15 protein-coding genes are annotated in these 17,036 nt (G+C 60.4%); 5 read left to right on the top strand and 10 right to left on the bottom strand.

Features of this window, described 5'->3' with window-relative positions; all coding sequences use genetic code 11:
- The first annotated feature begins 64 nt into the window (after positions 1-64).
- Positions 65-757 (top strand): N-acetyltransferase, encoded by a 693-nt coding sequence (locus tag ACIOWA_RS16500; RefSeq protein ID WP_339432521.1) that lies wholly within the window; start codon positions 65-67, stop codon positions 755-757.
- A gap of 41 nt (positions 758-798) precedes the next feature.
- Here the strand turns inward: ACIOWA_RS16500 and ACIOWA_RS16505 are convergent, their stop codons facing one another.
- Entirely contained in the window at positions 799-1,605 is an 807-nt protein-coding gene (locus tag ACIOWA_RS16505) for a class I SAM-dependent methyltransferase (protein ID WP_339432522.1), read from the bottom strand.
- 116 nt (positions 1,606-1,721) lie between these two features.
- Entirely contained in the window at positions 1,722-2,621 is a 900-nt protein-coding gene (locus ACIOWA_RS16510; RefSeq protein ID WP_401160767.1) for a LysR family transcriptional regulator, read from the bottom strand.
- A 160-nt stretch (positions 2,622-2,781) separates the two neighbouring features.
- Between ACIOWA_RS16510 and ACIOWA_RS16515 the strand changes: the two genes are divergently transcribed.
- Positions 2,782-3,801 carry an alpha/beta hydrolase gene (locus tag ACIOWA_RS16515; RefSeq protein ID WP_401160769.1) on the top strand — a complete coding sequence of 340 codons (1,020 nt, stop codon included), beginning with the start codon at positions 2,782-2,784 and terminating at the stop codon, positions 3,799-3,801.
- Between the two features lie 91 nt (positions 3,802-3,892).
- Here the strand turns inward: ACIOWA_RS16515 and ycaC are convergent, their stop codons facing one another.
- From ycaC to ACIOWA_RS16540, 5 genes are all read right to left on the bottom strand, one after another.
- Positions 3,893-4,519, bottom strand: coding sequence for an isochorismate family cysteine hydrolase YcaC (gene ycaC, locus ACIOWA_RS16520; RefSeq protein WP_339432525.1), 627 nt, complete (start codon positions 4,517-4,519; stop codon positions 3,893-3,895).
- 69 nt (positions 4,520-4,588) lie between these two features.
- Positions 4,589-6,427, bottom strand: coding sequence for an amidohydrolase (locus ACIOWA_RS16525; protein WP_401160771.1), 1,839 nt, complete (start codon positions 6,425-6,427; stop codon positions 4,589-4,591).
- A gap of 30 nt (positions 6,428-6,457) precedes the next feature.
- A complete protein-coding gene (locus ACIOWA_RS16530) occupies positions 6,458-7,084 on the bottom strand; it encodes an antibiotic biosynthesis monooxygenase (protein WP_339495856.1) in 627 nt (208 codons plus the stop codon).
- On the bottom strand, positions 7,077-7,493 hold the full coding sequence (locus ACIOWA_RS16535) for a DoxX family protein (RefSeq protein WP_339432529.1): 417 nt from the start codon (positions 7,491-7,493) through the stop codon (positions 7,077-7,079). The genes ACIOWA_RS16530 and ACIOWA_RS16535 overlap by 8 nt, the downstream gene beginning before the upstream one ends.
- Before the next feature lie 236 nt (positions 7,494-7,729).
- The gene (locus ACIOWA_RS16540) at positions 7,730-8,653 is read right to left on the bottom strand and encodes a LysR family transcriptional regulator (protein WP_221729543.1); all 924 of its coding nucleotides are present in this window, start codon (positions 8,651-8,653) and stop codon (positions 7,730-7,732) included.
- Between the two features lie 357 nt (positions 8,654-9,010).
- On the opposite strand from ACIOWA_RS16540, the gene ACIOWA_RS16545 reads away from it, so the two are divergent.
- Positions 9,011-9,463 carry an AraC family transcriptional regulator gene (locus ACIOWA_RS16545; RefSeq protein WP_339432530.1) on the top strand — a complete coding sequence of 151 codons (453 nt, stop codon included), beginning with the start codon at positions 9,011-9,013 and terminating at the stop codon, positions 9,461-9,463.
- An 8-nt stretch (positions 9,464-9,471) separates the two neighbouring features.
- Here ACIOWA_RS16545 and ACIOWA_RS16550 read toward each other — a convergent pair whose 3' ends face one another.
- Positions 9,472-10,041 (bottom strand): flavodoxin family protein, encoded by a 570-nt coding sequence (locus ACIOWA_RS16550; protein ID WP_339432531.1) that lies wholly within the window; start codon positions 10,039-10,041, stop codon positions 9,472-9,474.
- Positions 10,042-10,398: 357 nt separating this feature from the next.
- On the opposite strand from ACIOWA_RS16550, the gene ACIOWA_RS16555 reads away from it, so the two are divergent.
- Entirely contained in the window at positions 10,399-13,206 is a 2,808-nt protein-coding gene (locus ACIOWA_RS16555; RefSeq protein WP_401160774.1) for an ATP-binding protein, read from the top strand.
- Here the strand turns inward: ACIOWA_RS16555 and ACIOWA_RS16560 are convergent.
- The gene (locus ACIOWA_RS16560; protein ID WP_401160776.1) at positions 13,171-14,640 is read right to left on the bottom strand and encodes an ATP-binding protein; all 1,470 of its coding nucleotides are present in this window, start codon (positions 14,638-14,640) and stop codon (positions 13,171-13,173) included. The genes ACIOWA_RS16555 and ACIOWA_RS16560 overlap by 36 nt on opposite strands.
- 90 nt (positions 14,641-14,730) lie before the next feature.
- Positions 14,731-15,681, bottom strand: coding sequence for a GlxA family transcriptional regulator (locus ACIOWA_RS16565; RefSeq protein ID WP_401160778.1), 951 nt, complete (start codon positions 15,679-15,681; stop codon positions 14,731-14,733).
- 219 nt (positions 15,682-15,900) lie between these two features.
- On the opposite strand from ACIOWA_RS16565, the gene ACIOWA_RS16570 reads away from it, so the two are divergent.
- Positions 15,901-16,623: a pirin family protein gene (locus ACIOWA_RS16570; RefSeq protein ID WP_401160780.1), complete on the top strand. Its 723-nt coding sequence runs from the start codon at positions 15,901-15,903 to the stop codon at positions 16,621-16,623.
- The last annotated feature ends 413 nt before the right edge of the window (positions 16,624-17,036 follow it).

The following is a 17,036-nucleotide window of genomic DNA, read 5'->3' on the forward strand; positions in this document are numbered from 1 at the left end:
AGGCTTGATCTATAAACACAAAAAGCGACATCCACAACACTGGGCTTCGGCCATAGAGGGCATCATGAACGTTATCGGAAAACTGCGTGAACGCATCAAGCAAAAAGGCCTGAGCCACACCGTCGGCACGTTGTGGAAACGCTACGTGTTCTTCCATTGGGAACTGTTGTGGATGGAACGTGACCTGGTCAGCCCGGTGCCGCCGCACAAGCTGCGCCCCTATGAGGGCCTGCGCAAAGTCGATATCACACCGCACAATGCCGGCGCGTTTGCCAAGCATTTTGGTGACCGCGTGGCGACCATGGCCGAACTCGCCGCCGAAGGTCACACCGGGCACATGTACCTCGACGCCGACGGTCACGCGGTGGCGTTCATCTGGGGCAGCATTCGCGACTATCACGACCGCCACTATTACGGCTGCAACTTCCCGGTCAAACCCGGCGAGTTCTTCGAATTCGGCGGCGAAATGACCCGCGCCTATTTCGGCAGCAGCCTGTCGGTGGACGTGCAAGTGGCGTTGTGGGAAGCCATGGCCGCCCAGGGCTGTAACAAAGTCGTCGACGTCTGCGAAACCCGCAACATCCCGGCAATGAAACTGCACATTCGTATGGGCTATCAAGAACAGGGCCGCGTGACGCACCTCTACTGCTTGTTTGGGCGGTGGCGGTTCTTCCGTGAGACCCGCTACGAGGGCTCACGCCTTGAGCTACTGCGCAAACCGGGGCGGCCAGTGGTGAGTGCGGCGGCGCAGACTTGAATCAACCCCAAAAGGTGTGGCGGCCAGTGGCTGCGACAGCGTCAGCTCTTGCTGGCAACCAGGGTGAAACACAACGGCAACTGCGCCTCTTGATTCAGGTACCGGTCGTACAGTTCTTCCCGATTCGAATGCGCATACTCCTTGAAGTGCGCGATGTTCAGCCCTGCCCCGATGGCGCCGCTGAAGATCGCGCCGAGGGTGTGCACGAACCAGTACGACTTCGCCGCCGGTTGCTCGACCTTGCCGACGTAGACGATGGGCTCTTGCTGCACAAACGGTTCGGCGCGGAAGTAGGAGCTGGCGAGGCGGAACGGGTCCTCGGCGTCAGGATCGACCATTTCCAGAAACGGATGGGTTTCGTAGATCACCAGTTTCCCGCCCGGTTTCAGGGTCTGCGCAACGTGGCGCAAGAATTCGCCGATGTCCGGCATCCAGTTCAGTACGCCGATGGTGATCAACGCTACGTCGAAGCGGTTTTGCAACGACGCCGGCAGGTGATGGATATCGCATTCAACGAATTCGGCGTTGTGCGCTGAACGGCTGTTCAGCTCGCGGGCCTGATCGAGAAACGCGCTCGACTGATCCACACCCACCACATTCCGCGCACCGAGGGCGAACAGCGAGAGACTTTCGCGACCGTTGTTGCAGCCCAGTTGAATCACATCTTTACCGTCAACGCCGACCTGTTCCAGCAACCCGCGCAGTGTGTCGTCGAGGCACGAGAAACCTGCCTGTGCGACGTCAGTCAGCAGCGCCTGCCAGTCAGGGGAGTCCTGATGGTGGCGGGCGGAATCGTTCCACGCCTGACGATTGCTTTCGATAGCGTTCTTATTGTTCGGCACTTCCATGGCGTACTCCGCACGATGCGCTTGATTGAGCGGTCGGAGTCTAGATCAGCCAGGCAATTGTGGTTGTTGCGACTTTGTAAGCCGTCGCCCGCTCCCACATTTCCATTTGCGTGGGCTTAGAGAGCGACGTTGCCTTGATTGAGGCGCTCACGCAAAAACTCGATCAGCGCCTGCACTGGGCGCGAGGCCTGACGATGCTGAGGATACACCGCTGACAACGTCAACGGCTCGGGCCGCAGGTCATCCAGTACGGGCACCAGTCGCCCGTCCTTCAGCGCCGCGCCGACAATGAACGTTGGCAGGTAAGTGATCCCCATCCCCTGCACCGCCGCGTCCCTGAGCAACTCGCCGTTGTTCACGCGCATCCGTCCGGTGACGTTGACCAACACCGGCTTGCCTTGCCCGGCATTGAACCGCCACTGCACCGAGCGGCCGTGCCCATAAGGCAGGCAGTCGTGGCAGTGCAAATCTTCAGGGCTGAGCGGCGTGCCACGTTCGGTGAGGTACGCGGGGCTGGCGCAGTACACCCGTTCGATGGAGGCGATGCGACGGGCGATCAGGGTCGAGTCTTCCAGCACGCCGATGCGCAGCGCCAGATCGTAACCCTCGCCCAGCAAGTCAACGGGGCGATCACTCAGATCCACTTCCACCGTCACTTCACGATAGCGCTGCAAAAACACCGGCAGCAGGCATCCAAGATGCGCCACGGCAAACGACAGCGGTGCACTGAGGCGAATCGTCCCGCGTGGCTCGGCGGTTTGTCCGGCGATGCTCTGCTCAACGTGTTCGACTTCCCCGAGCAGCCGCAGCGCCGACTCGTAATAGCTCTGGCCCAGCGGCGTGACGTCCAGGCGCCGGGTCGAGCGGTTCAACAAGCGCACGCCAAGGCGCTCTTCCAATTGCATCAATCGACGGCTGACGAACTGCTTGGACAGGCCCAATTGATCGGCCGCTGCGGTGAAGCTGCCGGAGTCCATGACCTGGCAAAAAATACGCATGTCTTCGAACGGGTTCATTGTCACTCTCTGGTGGACAGTTAAACGCTTTATAGCCGCTTTTTCGCTGTTCGGCACCCCACTAATCTGTGCTCACGGTGTTGCTGAGGCCTGAACCCCAGTGCCACAGCAGCCCGCCATCAAGGCACAGACCCTAAAAACATTCAAAAGGATTTCCACCATGACCCTCGTCAAGAAAACCCTGACCGCTTCGCTCCTCGCTCTTTCCATCGGCAACGCGTTTGCCGCGGGCAGCCCCGGCGTCGAACACAACACTCAAGCCTTCCTCGAAGCCCTCGCGGCTGGCGGTGGCAAACCGCTTGAGCAACTGAGCCCGAAAGACGCCCGTGCCGTGCTGACCGGCGCACAGGCTTCGGTGAAGGTTGATCTGTCCGGCGTGGAAGTCAGCGACAAGGCCATCAACGTCGACGGTCAGACCATCAACCTGAAAGTGGTGCGTCCGGCCAACGTCAAAGGCGAGTTGCCGGTGTTCATGTTCTTCCACGGTGGCGGCTGGGTGCTGGGGGACTTCCCGACGCACCAGCGCCTGATTCGTGACTTGGTGGTGGGCTCCGGCGCCGTCGCGGTGTACGTCGATTACACGCCGTCGCCGGAAGCGCAGTACCCGACCGCAATCAACCAGGCGTACGTCGCCACGAAATGGGTGGCTGAGCACGGCAAGGACATCGGCGTCGACGGCAAGCGTCTGGCGGTGGCCGGCAACAGCGTCGGCGGCAACATGGCGGCGGTCGTAGCGTTAATGGCCAAGGAACAGAAAACCCCGGCCCTGCGTTTCCAGTTGCTGATGTGGCCGGTGACCAACGCACAATTCGACGACGGTTCGTACCAGCAGTTTGCCGAGGGCCACTTCCTGACCAAAAACATGATGCAGTGGTTCTGGGACAACTACACCACCCACTCGGCCGAACGTGCACAGATACACGCCTCGCCCTTGAATGCCAGCGCCGAACAACTCAAGGGTTTGCCCGCTGCATTGGTGCAGACTGCCGAATTCGACGTGTTGCGTGATGAAGGCGAAGGCTATGCGCGGCATCTGGATGCAGCGGGTGTGCCGGTGACCGCCGTGCGTTACAACGGGATGATTCATGACTTCGGGCTGCTCAACCCGCTGAGTCAGATTCCTGAGGTGAAGGCTGCAGTACGTCAGGCAGCGGCTGAACTCAAGACTCATCTGAACTAAGCGAAATCTCTCGCCACAGCGTTTGCCAACGCAGTATTGCGGCGGCGAAGAGACAAAAATGCCCGCAAATTTGCGGGCATTTTTCAGTTCATCACTTGGCCGTGAACTTGGTATAGCTGTTGATCAAGTTGCGGTAGTTCGGCAGGCGTTCCGAGAGCAAATGTGCCAAGCCTTCCATATCGTTGCGCCAGTCACCTTGCAGCTCGCAAGCCACGGCGAACCAGTTCATCAGGTGTGCACCGGCCGCCGACATGCGTGCCCATGCCGCTTGCTGCACGGTGGTGTTGAAGGTGCCGGACGAATCGGTCACCACAAACACTTCATAGCCTTCAGCAATCGCCGACAGGGTCGGGAATGCCACGCAAACGTCGGTCACCACGCCAGCGATGATCAGTTGCTTGCGACCGGTGGCCTTGATCGCCTTGACGAAATCTTCGTTGTCCCAGGCATTGATCTGGCCTGGACGCTGAATGAACGGCGCATCCGGGAATTGTTCAAGCAGTTCAGGCACGAGCGGGCCGTTGGGGCCGGCATCGAAACTGGTGGTCAGGATGGTCGGCAGTTTGAAGAACTTGGCGATGTCGCCCAGTGCCAGCACGTTGTTCTTGAATTCGTTCGGCGAGAAATCCTGCACCAGCGAGATCAGACCGGTCTGGTGATCGACCAACAACACGACGGCATCGTCTTTGTTCAGGCGCGAGTAAGGAACGTTGCTCATGTGAAACTCCTCGGTGGATGGTTGTTGCGTGAGACGCCGACCGTCGGGGTCGGCGCTTTGTTGTAAGGATCAGAACGCGAAGCAGGAACAACCGAACGCGCCCCAGAAACCGGCGAAATCGCTGACCGGTGCGTTCGACAGGCGGGCCTTTTCATGGCTGTGCGAGTGCACGGCGCACGCGCCGACGCACTGGTGTACTTGCGCCTGCAATGGCGCGTTCTGGCGCCAGTGGCCCGGGACTTTCGCCACCGGCGACCAGTCCGGCAGCACCGGCACGCTGGCCGGGCCGAGGTCCTGGAAGTCGCCTGCGGCGTAAACGATCTTGCCGCCGACCACGGTCAGCACTGACTCGATCCACTTGATGGCTTCTTCTTCGACGTGGAAGAAGTCGGCGCTCAGCGCCGCCAGATCCGCCAGTTGTCCGACCTTGATCTGGCCTTTCTTGCCCTGCTCGGACGAGAACCAGGCGCTACCGTGGGTGAACAGCTCCAGCGCGGTGGTGCGCGGCAAACCTTCCTCGTACAAGGCCAGGCCACCGACGGTGCGACCGCTGACCATCCAGTACAGCGACGTCCATGGGTTGTAGCTCGAAACCCGTGTTGCGTCAGTGCCCGCGCCAACCGGCACACCTTCGGCGAGCATGCGTTTGATCGGTGGTGTGGCTTCAGCGGCCTGCTTGCCGTAGCGGTCGACGAAATACTCACCCTGGAACGCCATGCGATCCTGAATCGCAATGCCGCCGCCCAGCGTTTTTACGCGTTCGATGTTCTGCGCGGTGATGGTTTCGGCGTGGTCGAAGAACCACGGCAGACCATTGAACGGAATGTCGCGGTTGACCTTCTCGAACACGTCGAGCATGCGGCTGATCGATTCGTTGTAGGTGGCGTGCAGACGGAACGGCCAGCGCTGCTCGACCAGGTGACGCACCACCGGTTCGAGTTCCTGTTCCATGGTTTGCGGCAGGTCCGGGCGCGGTTCGAGGAAGTCTTCGAAGTCCGCTGCCGAGAACACCAGCATCTCGCCGGCGCCGTTGTGCCGCAGGAAGTCGTCGCCCTGGTGCAACTTGACGCTGCCGGTCCAGTTCTGGAAATCGGTCAGCTCTTCTTTCGGTTTCTGGGTGAACAGGTTGTAGGCGATGCGCACGGTCAGTTGGTCGTCTTTGGCCAACTGCTCGATCACTTGGTAATCGTCCGGGTAGTTCTGGAAACCGCCTCCGGCATCGATGGCGCTGGTCAGGCCGAGGCGATTGAGTTCACGCATGAACTGGCGGGTCGAGTTGACCTGATATTCCAGTGGCAGCTTCGGCCCCTTGGCCAGGGTCGAGTACAGAATCATCGCGTTGGGTTTTGCCACCAGCATGCCGGTCGGGTTGCCGTTGGCATCGCGCACGATCTCGCCACCCGGCGGGTTGGGCGTGTCGCGGGTGTAACCGGCCACACGCAACGCGGCGCGGTTGAGCAAGGCGCGGTCGTACAGGTGCAGGACAAACACCGGGGTGTCCGGCGCAGCCTGGTTGAGTTCTTCAAGGGTCGGCATGCGTTTTTCGGCGAACTGGAATTCGTTCCAGCCGCCGACCACGCGTACCCATTGCGGGGTCGGTGTGCGGTCGGCCTGCTCCTTGAGCATGCGCAGCGCATCGGCCAGCGATGGCACGCCCTCCCAGCGCAGTTCGAGGTTGTAGTTCAAACCACCACGGATCAGGTGCAAGTGCGAGTCATTGAGACCGGGGATAACACAGCGCCCGTGCATGTCGACCACTTGTGTGGCCGAGCCGCGCAGGGCCATGGCTTGGGTGTCGTTACCGACGACCACGAAGCGACCGTCCTTGATCGCCACGGCGCTGGCCAGCGGTTTGGTTCGGTCTACGGTATGAAATTGGCCATTGAACAGAATCAGATCGGCGTTCATCGCAGTTCCTTCGACAAAAGTGAATGGGGTTCAGCGTGACGGGTGTTCGTCGGGGTCAATGTGTTCATGGGCCTGACTGGCTTCCAGCCACGGCGCGAACAAACGGGTCACGCGGGGCATGAACACGTACACCACTGACACGACGATGGTCAGGGTGATCAGGAACGTGGCCACCACGTAGTTGGAAAGCAGCGGATGCAGCTTGAGCAGCGGCCCCCAGATCAGCGGCACGAGCAAGGTGTGCGGCAGAATCACCAGCAATGTGATGACCGCTTGTTTCCAGCGCGGTGGCGGTGACGCGGCATCGGCCAGTGGGGAGAACCAGAACTCGTTGATCGGTGCGACTTCGGTCTGGTCGCCGTCGGCGAGCATCGGTGCGGCTTCATTGATCAGGGCCTGGCGTTGCTCAGAGTCGAGCCAGCGCTGCATCGCCTCGGTCGAGCAAAACCGCAGCACGCAGGTGAACAGATCCAGCCCGCCATGCTTGCTGCGCATCACATCGACCCCCAGATGCCCGTCGCTGCGCCCCGCCACACTGACGATATTGCGCAACCAGGCCTCATAGGGCTTTTCAAAACCGGCCTTGACCCGATGCTTGACGATCAGCGTGACAATCTCATCGCTCCCGGGTGCATTCTGAAATGGGCTATCAGGCATAACGCAGCACTCCGGGCAGGCGAACATTGAGCGCCAGCCGTCCCGGCCCGGCGATAAACACAGTGGCAAACACGATCAACAGCAACCAGCCGAACTGCCCTTGGGCCACACTCCATTGCGGATGCACGACCAACAGCGCGACCAGCAGCACAAATAGAATAGGCAAGCAGGCCAATCGCGCCAGGACACCGGCGACGATCAACAGCGGACAGAGGACTTCGGCGAAGATCGCCAGAATCAGCGTGAGGTGGGCACCGAGGTGGAATGGGTCTTCGATCAGTTGCAGTTGCGCGGTGAAGTCCAGCAGCTTGGGCAAACCGTGCACCCACAGCAGAAACAGACCGCCGCTGACCCGTAGAAACAGTAAACCGACGTCGCGCGCCCGTTCGTCGCGTTGCAAGGCATTCATGACCCGACCCTTTAAATGTCATTGAGCTCAATAATGCCAATGCGGGGCGGGGCGAAATTGGATGGATGTGCTCTCTTCTCAGATCGAGCAAAAACCAAAAGGAACTAAAGAGACCTTTCGGAGCTTGCTCGCGAAAGTGCTGTGTCATTCAACGATGATGCTGGCTGATCCGACGTCTTCGCGAGCAAGCCCGCTACCACAGGGTGTTGTGTCATTTTCAGGAAAGGTGTGCAGCGTCAGGCGGGCGGGATGTCCAGCGATGCCGACATGAACTGACTGATCCTGGATCGCAGCCAGCGCTCCGCCGGGTCGTTGTCATGCACCCCGCTCCAGGCCATCGACAGTTGCGCGGCATCAATCGGGAACGGCGGGTCTTCAGCGCGTAGAGCGCAGCCATCGACCAGCGCGCACGCGGCGTAATCGGGCACGGTGGCGATCATTTCGGTGCCGGCGAGCAACGCGCGCAAGCCGCTGAATTGCGGCACGCCGAGCACCACGCGACGGCAACGGCCGAGCTTGGCCAGATCCAGGTCGATGTTGCCGCTCAAATCGCCAGAGAACGACACCATCGCATGCGGACGCTCGCAGTATTCGTCCAGCGTCATTGGCCCCGGGCGGTCGTCGCCGCGCAGGACTTTGCAAGGGATGTCGCGCAGCTTCTTGCGCTTGGCGTTGGCCGGCAGGTCGGTGGTGTAGCTGACGCCGACGGAGATTTCGCCGGAGGCCAGCAACGCCGGCATCAGCAGGTAGTTGGCACGCCGTACGACCACAACGATCCCCGGCGCCTCTTGTTGGAGGTTACGCAACAGCGGCGGAAACAGACCGAATTCGGCGTCGTCCGACAGGCCGATGCGGAACACGTCGCAACTGCTCGCCGGTTCGAACTCCTTGGCCCGGCTGACAGCGCCGGAAATGACGTCCATCGCCGGTTGCAATTCCTTGAGAATGGCCAGGGCGCGGGCGGTCGGCTCCATGGCGCGACCGTTGCGCAGCAGCAGCGGATCATCGAACAGATCACGCAAACGACCAAGCGCCGCGCTCACGGCGGGTTGACCCATGAACAGTTTTTCCGCGACCCGGGTGAGGTTTTTTTCGAACATCAGGGCTTCGAAAATCACCAGCAGGTTCATGTCGACGCGACGCAGATCGTTACGGTTCATGAGCATCTGTTCCTTACTTGGAAGTCTTGTTCAGTCAGGCGCGAGTGCGACTTACTTTACTCGATCAACGGCACTTTGGCGGCGGGTTTGTCAGGGCCTTACATCCCCGACAGCCACTCTGCGTGCCTCCAACATCAGCGGACACGCGGACGCGCCCGGCGTCTTCATCATCTTCGCTGATCTGCCACAGGCTGACTTGCAGCGATGTGCTGAGTTCAACGCTTCGCGGCGCAATTAACAACGTTTAACTCGTCAGCCCTCTGGCCCCGCCCAACAATGAAACCCTCAGCGAAACGTTGTTTTTTTGACCTGGGGAAAGTGCCGAACGTGCGTTCCCCACCGACACGGACATTGGCCATGGTTCACGTACAACACAGCGTCGCCCTCGCCCCTGCCAGCGAACCTCACGCACCGCGCCTCGGCGGTCTCAGTCCGCAACGCGAACGGCGAGTCAAACAGTTGATTCTCGAGCGTCTGGACGACAGTCTGGAAGTCACGGAACTGGCGCAAGCGTGTTCGCTGTCGCGCAGTCACTTTTCCCGGGCGTTCAAGTGCAGCACCGGGCTTTCACCGCAAGAATGGATCCGCACCCAACGCATCGCCCGCGCCAAGCTTTTGATCCTGCACACCGACTTGAGCCTGACGCAAATCAGCCTGGAATGCGGTTTCTGCGATCAGGCGCACTTCTGTCACATCTTCACCCGCAGCGAGGGGATCAATCCGTTCGCCTGGCGCTGTCGTGAGGCGCAAGGCAGCAAAATCAAACGATCGCAGCCTGCGCCAGTCGCAAGCGTTTGCATCGCTTTGTAGGGTGGGGCTCACGTTTGCGCCATGCGCTGCGCCAAACGCGCGACCCGCTCGCCCAAGTGCGCCGCTGTGCACCGGTCTTCAGGCGGTGGCGCCTGGTCGGGCGTCTGTTCGACATTGGATTGCGACATGGCGCCAAGTGAGCTGCCGAGACGATTCAATTGCCCATCAAAGCATCCGGCCGCTGAACGCGCCGGAAGCAGGTCGAGACCGACCCAGATCATCGAATGTTGCGCGGCAAACACCGCCATTTGCAGCAGCGTGTTGAGCTTGTCGCCACACAGGCTGCCCGAGTTGGTGAACCCGGCGGCGATTTTGTCGCGCCACGGTTTGGCCAGATAGAACGCCGCGCTGGCCTCCATGAATTGCTTGAACCCCGCCGAAGCGCTGCCCATGTAGGTCGGCGCACCGAAGATGATCGCATCGGCGTAATGCAACTCATCCCAATGGGCATCCACTTCCTCTACCGCAATCAACCGACAGGTGCTGCCCAAATGCCGTTCGACGCCTCGCGCCACGGCTTCGGCCATGACCCGCGTGTGCCCATAGCCGCTGTGATAGACAACCACCACGTTGCTCATTGCGCCGTCCTCCGGACGTGTGCATTCCATTGCAGCCAGCAGGCCGGTGCCTGTCGCTGAACTTGTCTGACTGGATTTTTGGGGCTAGACCGAACACAGACGAGTTAATCGTTGTTAATTGTGGCGCGCCTGAAGACGCGGCTTGGAACATGGCAGTCCGTAAAAACGGGGGTTACGCCGCTTCGCGTTCATCGAGGCCGTCCTTCTGCACGTTGCACGCAGGCAAGAACCTGAGGAATATGTCCCGATACTGCGGATTAGAGGGCTTGCGTGCGCTGTTCTCTTCCTCCGCCCTGCTCGTCACAAAGGCTTCGCACAGTACGGTCAGGATCATAAAAACATTGCAGGAGTGAGGTGTTGAGTCTTTCCCCGAATCAGGCCATCGGTTTCGGCCCCTATCGGATCCATCCCGGACAACGGCTGGTGCTTGAGGGCGACCAGCCGTTGCGTCTGGGGCGACGTGCCATGGACATTCTGCTGATCCTGCTGGCGAACGCCGGCGAAGTGGTGAGCAAGCAGCAGTTGATCGCCGAGGTGTGGCCGAACAGTGTTGTGGAAGACATCAACCTGCGTGTGCACATGGCGGCGCTACGCAAAGCCCTTGGCGACGGCCAGGCCGGCCAGCGCTACATCATCACGGTGGCGCAGCGTGGCTACAGTTTTGTCGCGCCGACCCTGCTGGAGTCCATCGGGCAGCGCCCGCTCGCCGATAGCGGCACCCGGCATAACCTGCCGCTGCGCCGCACACGGATGATCGGCCGTCAGCCACTGGTCGACAGCTTGGTGGCCCAACTGCCACGTCAGCGCTGCATCACGTTGGTCGGCCCCGGCGGGATCGGCAAAACCACCGTGGCCCTGCGTGTGGCCGAACAGATGATCGGCCGCTACCAGGACGGTATCCGGCTGCTGGACCTGGCGCCAATCAACGACCCACAAATGATCTGCTCGCACCTGACGACCTTGCTCGACCTGTCGCTGCACGATGGCGAACCGCTTAACAGGTTGATCGACGGCTTGAGCAAACGGCAAATGTTGCTGGTGATCGACAACTGCGAACACCTGATCGATGCCGTAGCGCTGCTCAGCGAGCACATTTTGCGCGGCGCGCCGCAAGTGCACATTCTGGCCACCAGCCGAGAGAGCCTGCGCGCCGAAGGCGAGTATGTGCAGCGCCTGGAATCCCTGGATTACCCGCCGCCGATTGCGGTGCTCGATCGTGCGCAAGCCTTGAGCTTTTCGGCACTGCAACTGTTTGTCGAACGAGCCCTTGCCGCTCACGAGAGCTTCGAATTGCAGGATGCCGAGTTGCCTCATGTCATTGAAATCTGCCGACGGCTGGATGGCATCCCCCTGGCATTGGAACTGGCGGCGGCGCAGGTCAACGAACTGGGGCTGAGCGGTTTGCTGAGCCAATTGCAGGGGCGCCTGCCCGCCTCGCCAGCAGGTAATCAGAGCAGCCTGGAACGCCACCATACCCTGCGCGCGACGCTGGACTGGAGCTTCAATCTGCTCACGCCTTGCGAACAGACTTGCTTGCGACGATTGGGCGTCTTTCGTGGCGGTTTCACACTGGAGTCCGCTGCCGCCGTGATTGTCGGTCAGCACATTGAACCCGACGAGGTCTTTGGCTCCGTCACACAACTGGTCGCCAAATCTCTGCTCAACGTCGAGGTCGGTGATGAAGAGGTGTTCTACCGCTTGCTCGACACCACCCGGCGCTACGCCCTGGAAAAACTCGACCACTGCGCGGAACTTGCCGACACCCGCAAACGCCACGCCGAACGCTGCCTGGCGCTGATGCATCAAGCGCAAAGTGATTGGGAGAGCACCTCGACCGCTTTGTGGATCGAACGCTATGCACGCGGTCTCGAAGACTTGCGTGCTGCGCTGGACTGGAGCCTGAACGGTGCCGGGCCCGATGAAGTGGGGATTTATCTGGCCGCGACCTCGGCACCGTTGTGGCAAGAGTTGTCGCTGCTCAAGGAGTACGGCGGTTACGTGCGTCGGGCGCTGGCCCTGCTCGACAAGGCCGCCGAACCTTGTCCGCGTGTGAAAATCGCTCTGAAACTGGCGCTCGGCAGTGCCTGCTACCACACCTGGGGCGGCACCCCGGAAACCATCGCAGCCTTCGTCGACGCCCGTACGCTGGCGCAAGCACACGACGATATCGCCGGGCAACTGCGGGCGGTGTCCGGACACATGGCGGTCAATCTCAGTTGCGGTCATTACCAGGCAGCGCTGGAGCAGAGCGAGCAGTTCGACCGCATTGGCCTGCATGGCGACCCGCTGCTGTCGCTGAGCATGCACCGGTTGCGGGTGCTGGCCTTGCACTACGCTGGCGACCAGACGCAGGCGCGCATTCATGCCGAGCAGGTGATCGAACGTATGGCACACAGCGGCCACCTCAACCGTTTTACCCACGGTTTTGGCGTGCAGTACGACCAGAGCGTCGCCTCGCTGACAGTGCTCGCCCGTGTGCTGTGGCTGCAAGGTTTCCCGGAGCAAGCCTGGCGCACCGCGCGACAGGCGCTGGATATTGCCGTGCAGATCAACCACGGCACCTCGATCTGTTACACCTTGGCGCTGGCCAGTTGTTTGATTGCTCATTACAACGGTGACCGGCAAAACGCCCGCGCGCTGCTGCATCTGTTGCTGGAGCAGGCGCAGAAGCATTCGGTCATGCTGTTCTATACGTGGGCGCGGCACTACGCGCAGGTGATCGACGCGGATAGCGCCACGCCAATGCCGTTGGACAGCAGCGGTCTGGTCAGAGAAGTCATGGTGACCCTGGACAGCGGATTTGTTGATGATGCATTGCTTGAACGCGCGCAAAGCGGCGCAGCGGGTTGGAGTACAGCGGAGATTTTGCGCGCTCGCGCGGATCGGTTGTTGGCTGAAGAATCAGGGTGTTCGGGCGGCAATACCCGCCAGGCAGAAGAAGTATTGCAACAGGCACTCTCGATCGCCCAAACCCAGGGCGCCCTGGCTTGGGAACTGCGCAGCGCCACGTCGCTGGCCCAACTGTGGCAACGGCAAAACCGCTGCCGCGAAGCGCTGGATCTGCTGAACCCGATCTACCAACGCTTCACCGAAGGCTACGCCACGCCGGACTTGCGCAAGGTGCGCTCGCTACTCGACGAGTTGAGCAGTCAACTGCGAGTCTGAAGGCCAACAGCTGCGGCTTAGGCTGCGTGCATGGCGGTGTTCGAAATCACTCGACTCACCACTGCGTTCCAGTCGTTCGCGAGCATAACGCCGGGTGGTGTTGAGCATGCGATAGCGCAGCCCGCCGGTGCCCCGCACCACCACCAGCCACGATTTCTGCGCCAACCGCTCAATCATCAAGGCCAGCATCGAGGGCGGCAGTTGTGCGCAACTGATCACACTCAACGCGGCATCAAGGGCAAAAGCCGTTTGGAACACCGACAGTCGGTGCAACACCCGTTGTTCCTGCTTGCTCAGGTGCTGATAACTCCAGTCCAGCGCGGCCGTCAGGGTTTGATGACGAGGCACGGCGGTGCGCCGACCATGACTGAGCATCTGTAGACAGTTGTCGAGTTGGGCCTGCAACCCGACCATCGCCAAAGCATCGATGTGTGCCGCTGCCAGTTCAATCGCCAGCGGCAAACCATCGAGTCGCCGACAGATGTCACGCACAGCGTTGAGATCCTGTTCGCGCAGAGTAAATCCCTGCTGCCGCGCGCGGGCACGACTGACAAACAACTGCACCGCCGAATAACCCATGACTTCTGCAACACTGTTCAGTGCCGTGGATCTGGGAATGGCCAGCGGCGGCAGTTGTTGCACGGTCTCCTGGCTGGCGTGCAAGGCTTCACGACTGGTCGCAAGAATCGACAGCCTGGGCGCTGCGTCCAATAAGCGTTCAACCAACGCCTTGCAAGCGTCGAGCAGGTGCTCACAGTTATCCAGCACCAGCAAGGTGTGGCGGCGAGATAGCGCGTCGAGATCGGTTTCGAGTGTTTGCAGCAGATGATCGAGCAGCAACGCGGGCTCGTCGATCACAGACAGATCCACCAGCCACACGCCGTCACCAAAATGCTCCAGCAACAACTCTGCCGCGCGCAACGCGACCGTGGTTTTGCCGACGCCCGCCGGGCCGGTCACGGTCATCAGCCGGCACAGCGGCAATTGCCGCACCATGGCGCCCACCAATGAATCGCGACCCGTGACCGGAGTCAGTCGCGCCGGCAAGTTGTGCAGGGGCGCTTGCAGACCTTCGAACACCACTTGCCCGGCGCTGTCACCGTGCACCGGCGCCGCGAAGCGATAGCCGCATTGCGGCACATTGACAATGTAGCGATGCCCCTTCTCACCCTCACCCAATGCTCTGCGCAGCGCCGCGATGTGAACGCGAAGGTTGATTTCCTCAACCACTGACGTCGGCCAGACCCGCGCAATCAACTCTTCCTTTCTGACCACGCGCCCCGCTCGCTCGACCAGCACCTGCAGAATGTCCAGCGCACGCCCGCCCATACGCAGTGGCCGATCCCCTTCCAGGATCAACCGTTGGCGCAAATGAAACGCGTAGGGGCCGAAATACAGCACCGACGCCGGGTTCACATCGTGGCGGTTGTTCATACCCGCTATCTTGGCAGTCCCGGCTGACGGTACAACCACCACACAGGGCGCATCACGGACATACGAGTGCGCGTGACGGACACAATGGCTCTAGCTGAACTGTTCGCGGTACTGCACAGGCGTCAGACCGAGCTTTTCAGCGAACAACAAGCGCATGTGCCGCACGCTGCCGAAACCGCTCTTGTAGGCCACGGTTTTCAATGGCAGGTCACTGGTTTCCAACAGGTTGCGCGCACAGTCGATGCGCGCACTCTGCAGGAATTCCATGGGAGTCATATTGATGTCACGGGAGAAAATCCGCGCGAAGTGCCGCGTACTCATGTTCGCCAAATGGGCCATGCGTTCGACGCTGAAGGCTTCGTCGAGGTGTTCGAGCACGTAATTCTGCACCCGTGTGATCGGGGTTTCCTGGGGCGCCACTGCCGCCATCAATGGGCTGAACTGCGCCTGCCCGCCCTGACGTTTCATCACCACCAGCAACACTTTGGCGACATCCTGAGCCAGCTTCTTGCCGTGATCCTGGGCGACTAACGCCAGCGCAAGGTCGATGCCGGCAGTGACACCCCCCGAGGAAATCAGGTTGCGATCCTCAATGAAAATCTGATCGGTCGCGACGCTCGCCTTCGGGAATGCCTTGATCAGGCGTTCGGTGTAATTCCAGTGCGTGGTGACGCGATAACCGTCGAGCAATCCGGCATGCCCAAGAATGAACGCGCCGGTGCAGATCGAGCCGTAGCGCTCGGCGCGCGGGACGGCCTCTTTTAGCCAAGCGAGCAATGCGGGAGGCTTTTCGTTGTAAGCGCCGGGACCACCGGGCACCAGCAACAAGTCGTAGCGCTGCGGTGCGTCTTCGATAGAGCAGTCGGCCAGCACTTGCACACCGTTGGATGCGCGTAGAGGGCCGCGTTCAGTGCCAAGGGTGGTCAATTGATAATGCAGTTGCGGTTTCAAATACCGGTTGGCAACCGAAAACACCTCCAGCGGCCCGGCCATGTCGAGCAGAAGAAAGTCGGGGAACAACACCATTGCCACGGTTTTCATGGGGAGACTTCACTGAGAGCAAAAATGAAAGGCATGAGGCAGAGTGAGCATTATGGCCAAGTACAGCGAAGTCGTTAAAAAAGAATGCGTGAACTGAACCGCAAAACTGTCAACCTGAGAGGGACAGTATTTCAATTTTCATCTACTTATTGCATCGCAAAGTAACCAGTAACCTTCTCCTCACTCGGACGAATTCACGTCCCGCAAGGAGATTTCATCATGCTGACTCTTCGTAAAGCCTCCGATCGTGGCCTCGCTAATCATGGCTGGTTGAAGTCGTACCACACCTTTTCTTTCGCCAGCTATCGCAACCCGCGTGAACAGGGTTTTTCCGATCTGCTGGTGATCAACGATGACCGTGTTGCCGCCGGCAAAGGCTTCGGCCAGCACCCACATCGCGACATGGAGATATTCTCCTACGTGCTCGAAGGCGCGCTGGAACATAAAGACACCCTGGGCACAGGCTCAGTGATTCGCCCCGGCGATGTGCAGCTAATGAGCGCCGGCAGTGGCGTGGCGCACAGCGAGTTCAACCACTCGGCGACCAAGCCTGTGCACTTCCTGCAAATCTGGATCGTGCCGGACGTCGGCGGCGCCAAACCGCGCTATCAACAGGAGCATTTCAGTGCGCAGAAAAAACGCGGTCGCCTGCAACTGATCATCTCGCCGGATGGCCGTGATGGTTCGCTGACCGTGCGCCAGGATGCGCGAATCTTCGCCGGGCTGTTCGATGGCAAAGAGAGCGCCACGCTGGAATTGCCGGCCAACCGTTACGCCTATGTGCATGTGGCGCGTGGCAGCGTTGAACTGAACGGCCAGCGGTTGCAGGAAGGTGACGGCGTGCGGGTTCGCGAGGAGCAGGTGCTGACCTTGAGCAATGGCGTGGATGCCGAAGTGCTGGTGTTTGACTTGCGCCCGCAAGAGTTGCCGCAGATGCCATAAACGAGTGTTTAACGCCCACAAAAACGGCCTTCTTTTGAAGGCCGTTTTTTAGGGTGGCGTAATCGATAATGGCAACATGGCAGGGTTAGGTGGAGGGGTACCCTTGCCTGCTTGAACCGCCGATAGAGTCGTTTGAATCGCTACAATGACGTTGGCCTGATTGGCGTAATAAGTCGCAACGACGATGCCGACGATGCCAAGAAAATACACCGCGGTTGAAGCCCAATAATTGTAACCGTCCGGCCAGCACCCTCTCCTGACAGCCCCCGGTGTCAGGATAGTTGTCGCCTCTCCGGTTTTTCCAAAAAAAGCATATCGGGGGGCGGAAAGAGACTGGTCGTGCCGTACTATTCACCTGAACGCAGAGCCGCATTACTTAAGATGCTGCTTCCCCCGCTGAACCTGTCGATGGC

It is taken from the genome of Pseudomonas sp. NPDC087614 (assembly GCF_044743485.1).
Classification (GTDB): domain Bacteria; phylum Pseudomonadota; class Gammaproteobacteria; order Pseudomonadales; family Pseudomonadaceae; genus Aquipseudomonas; species Aquipseudomonas baetica_A.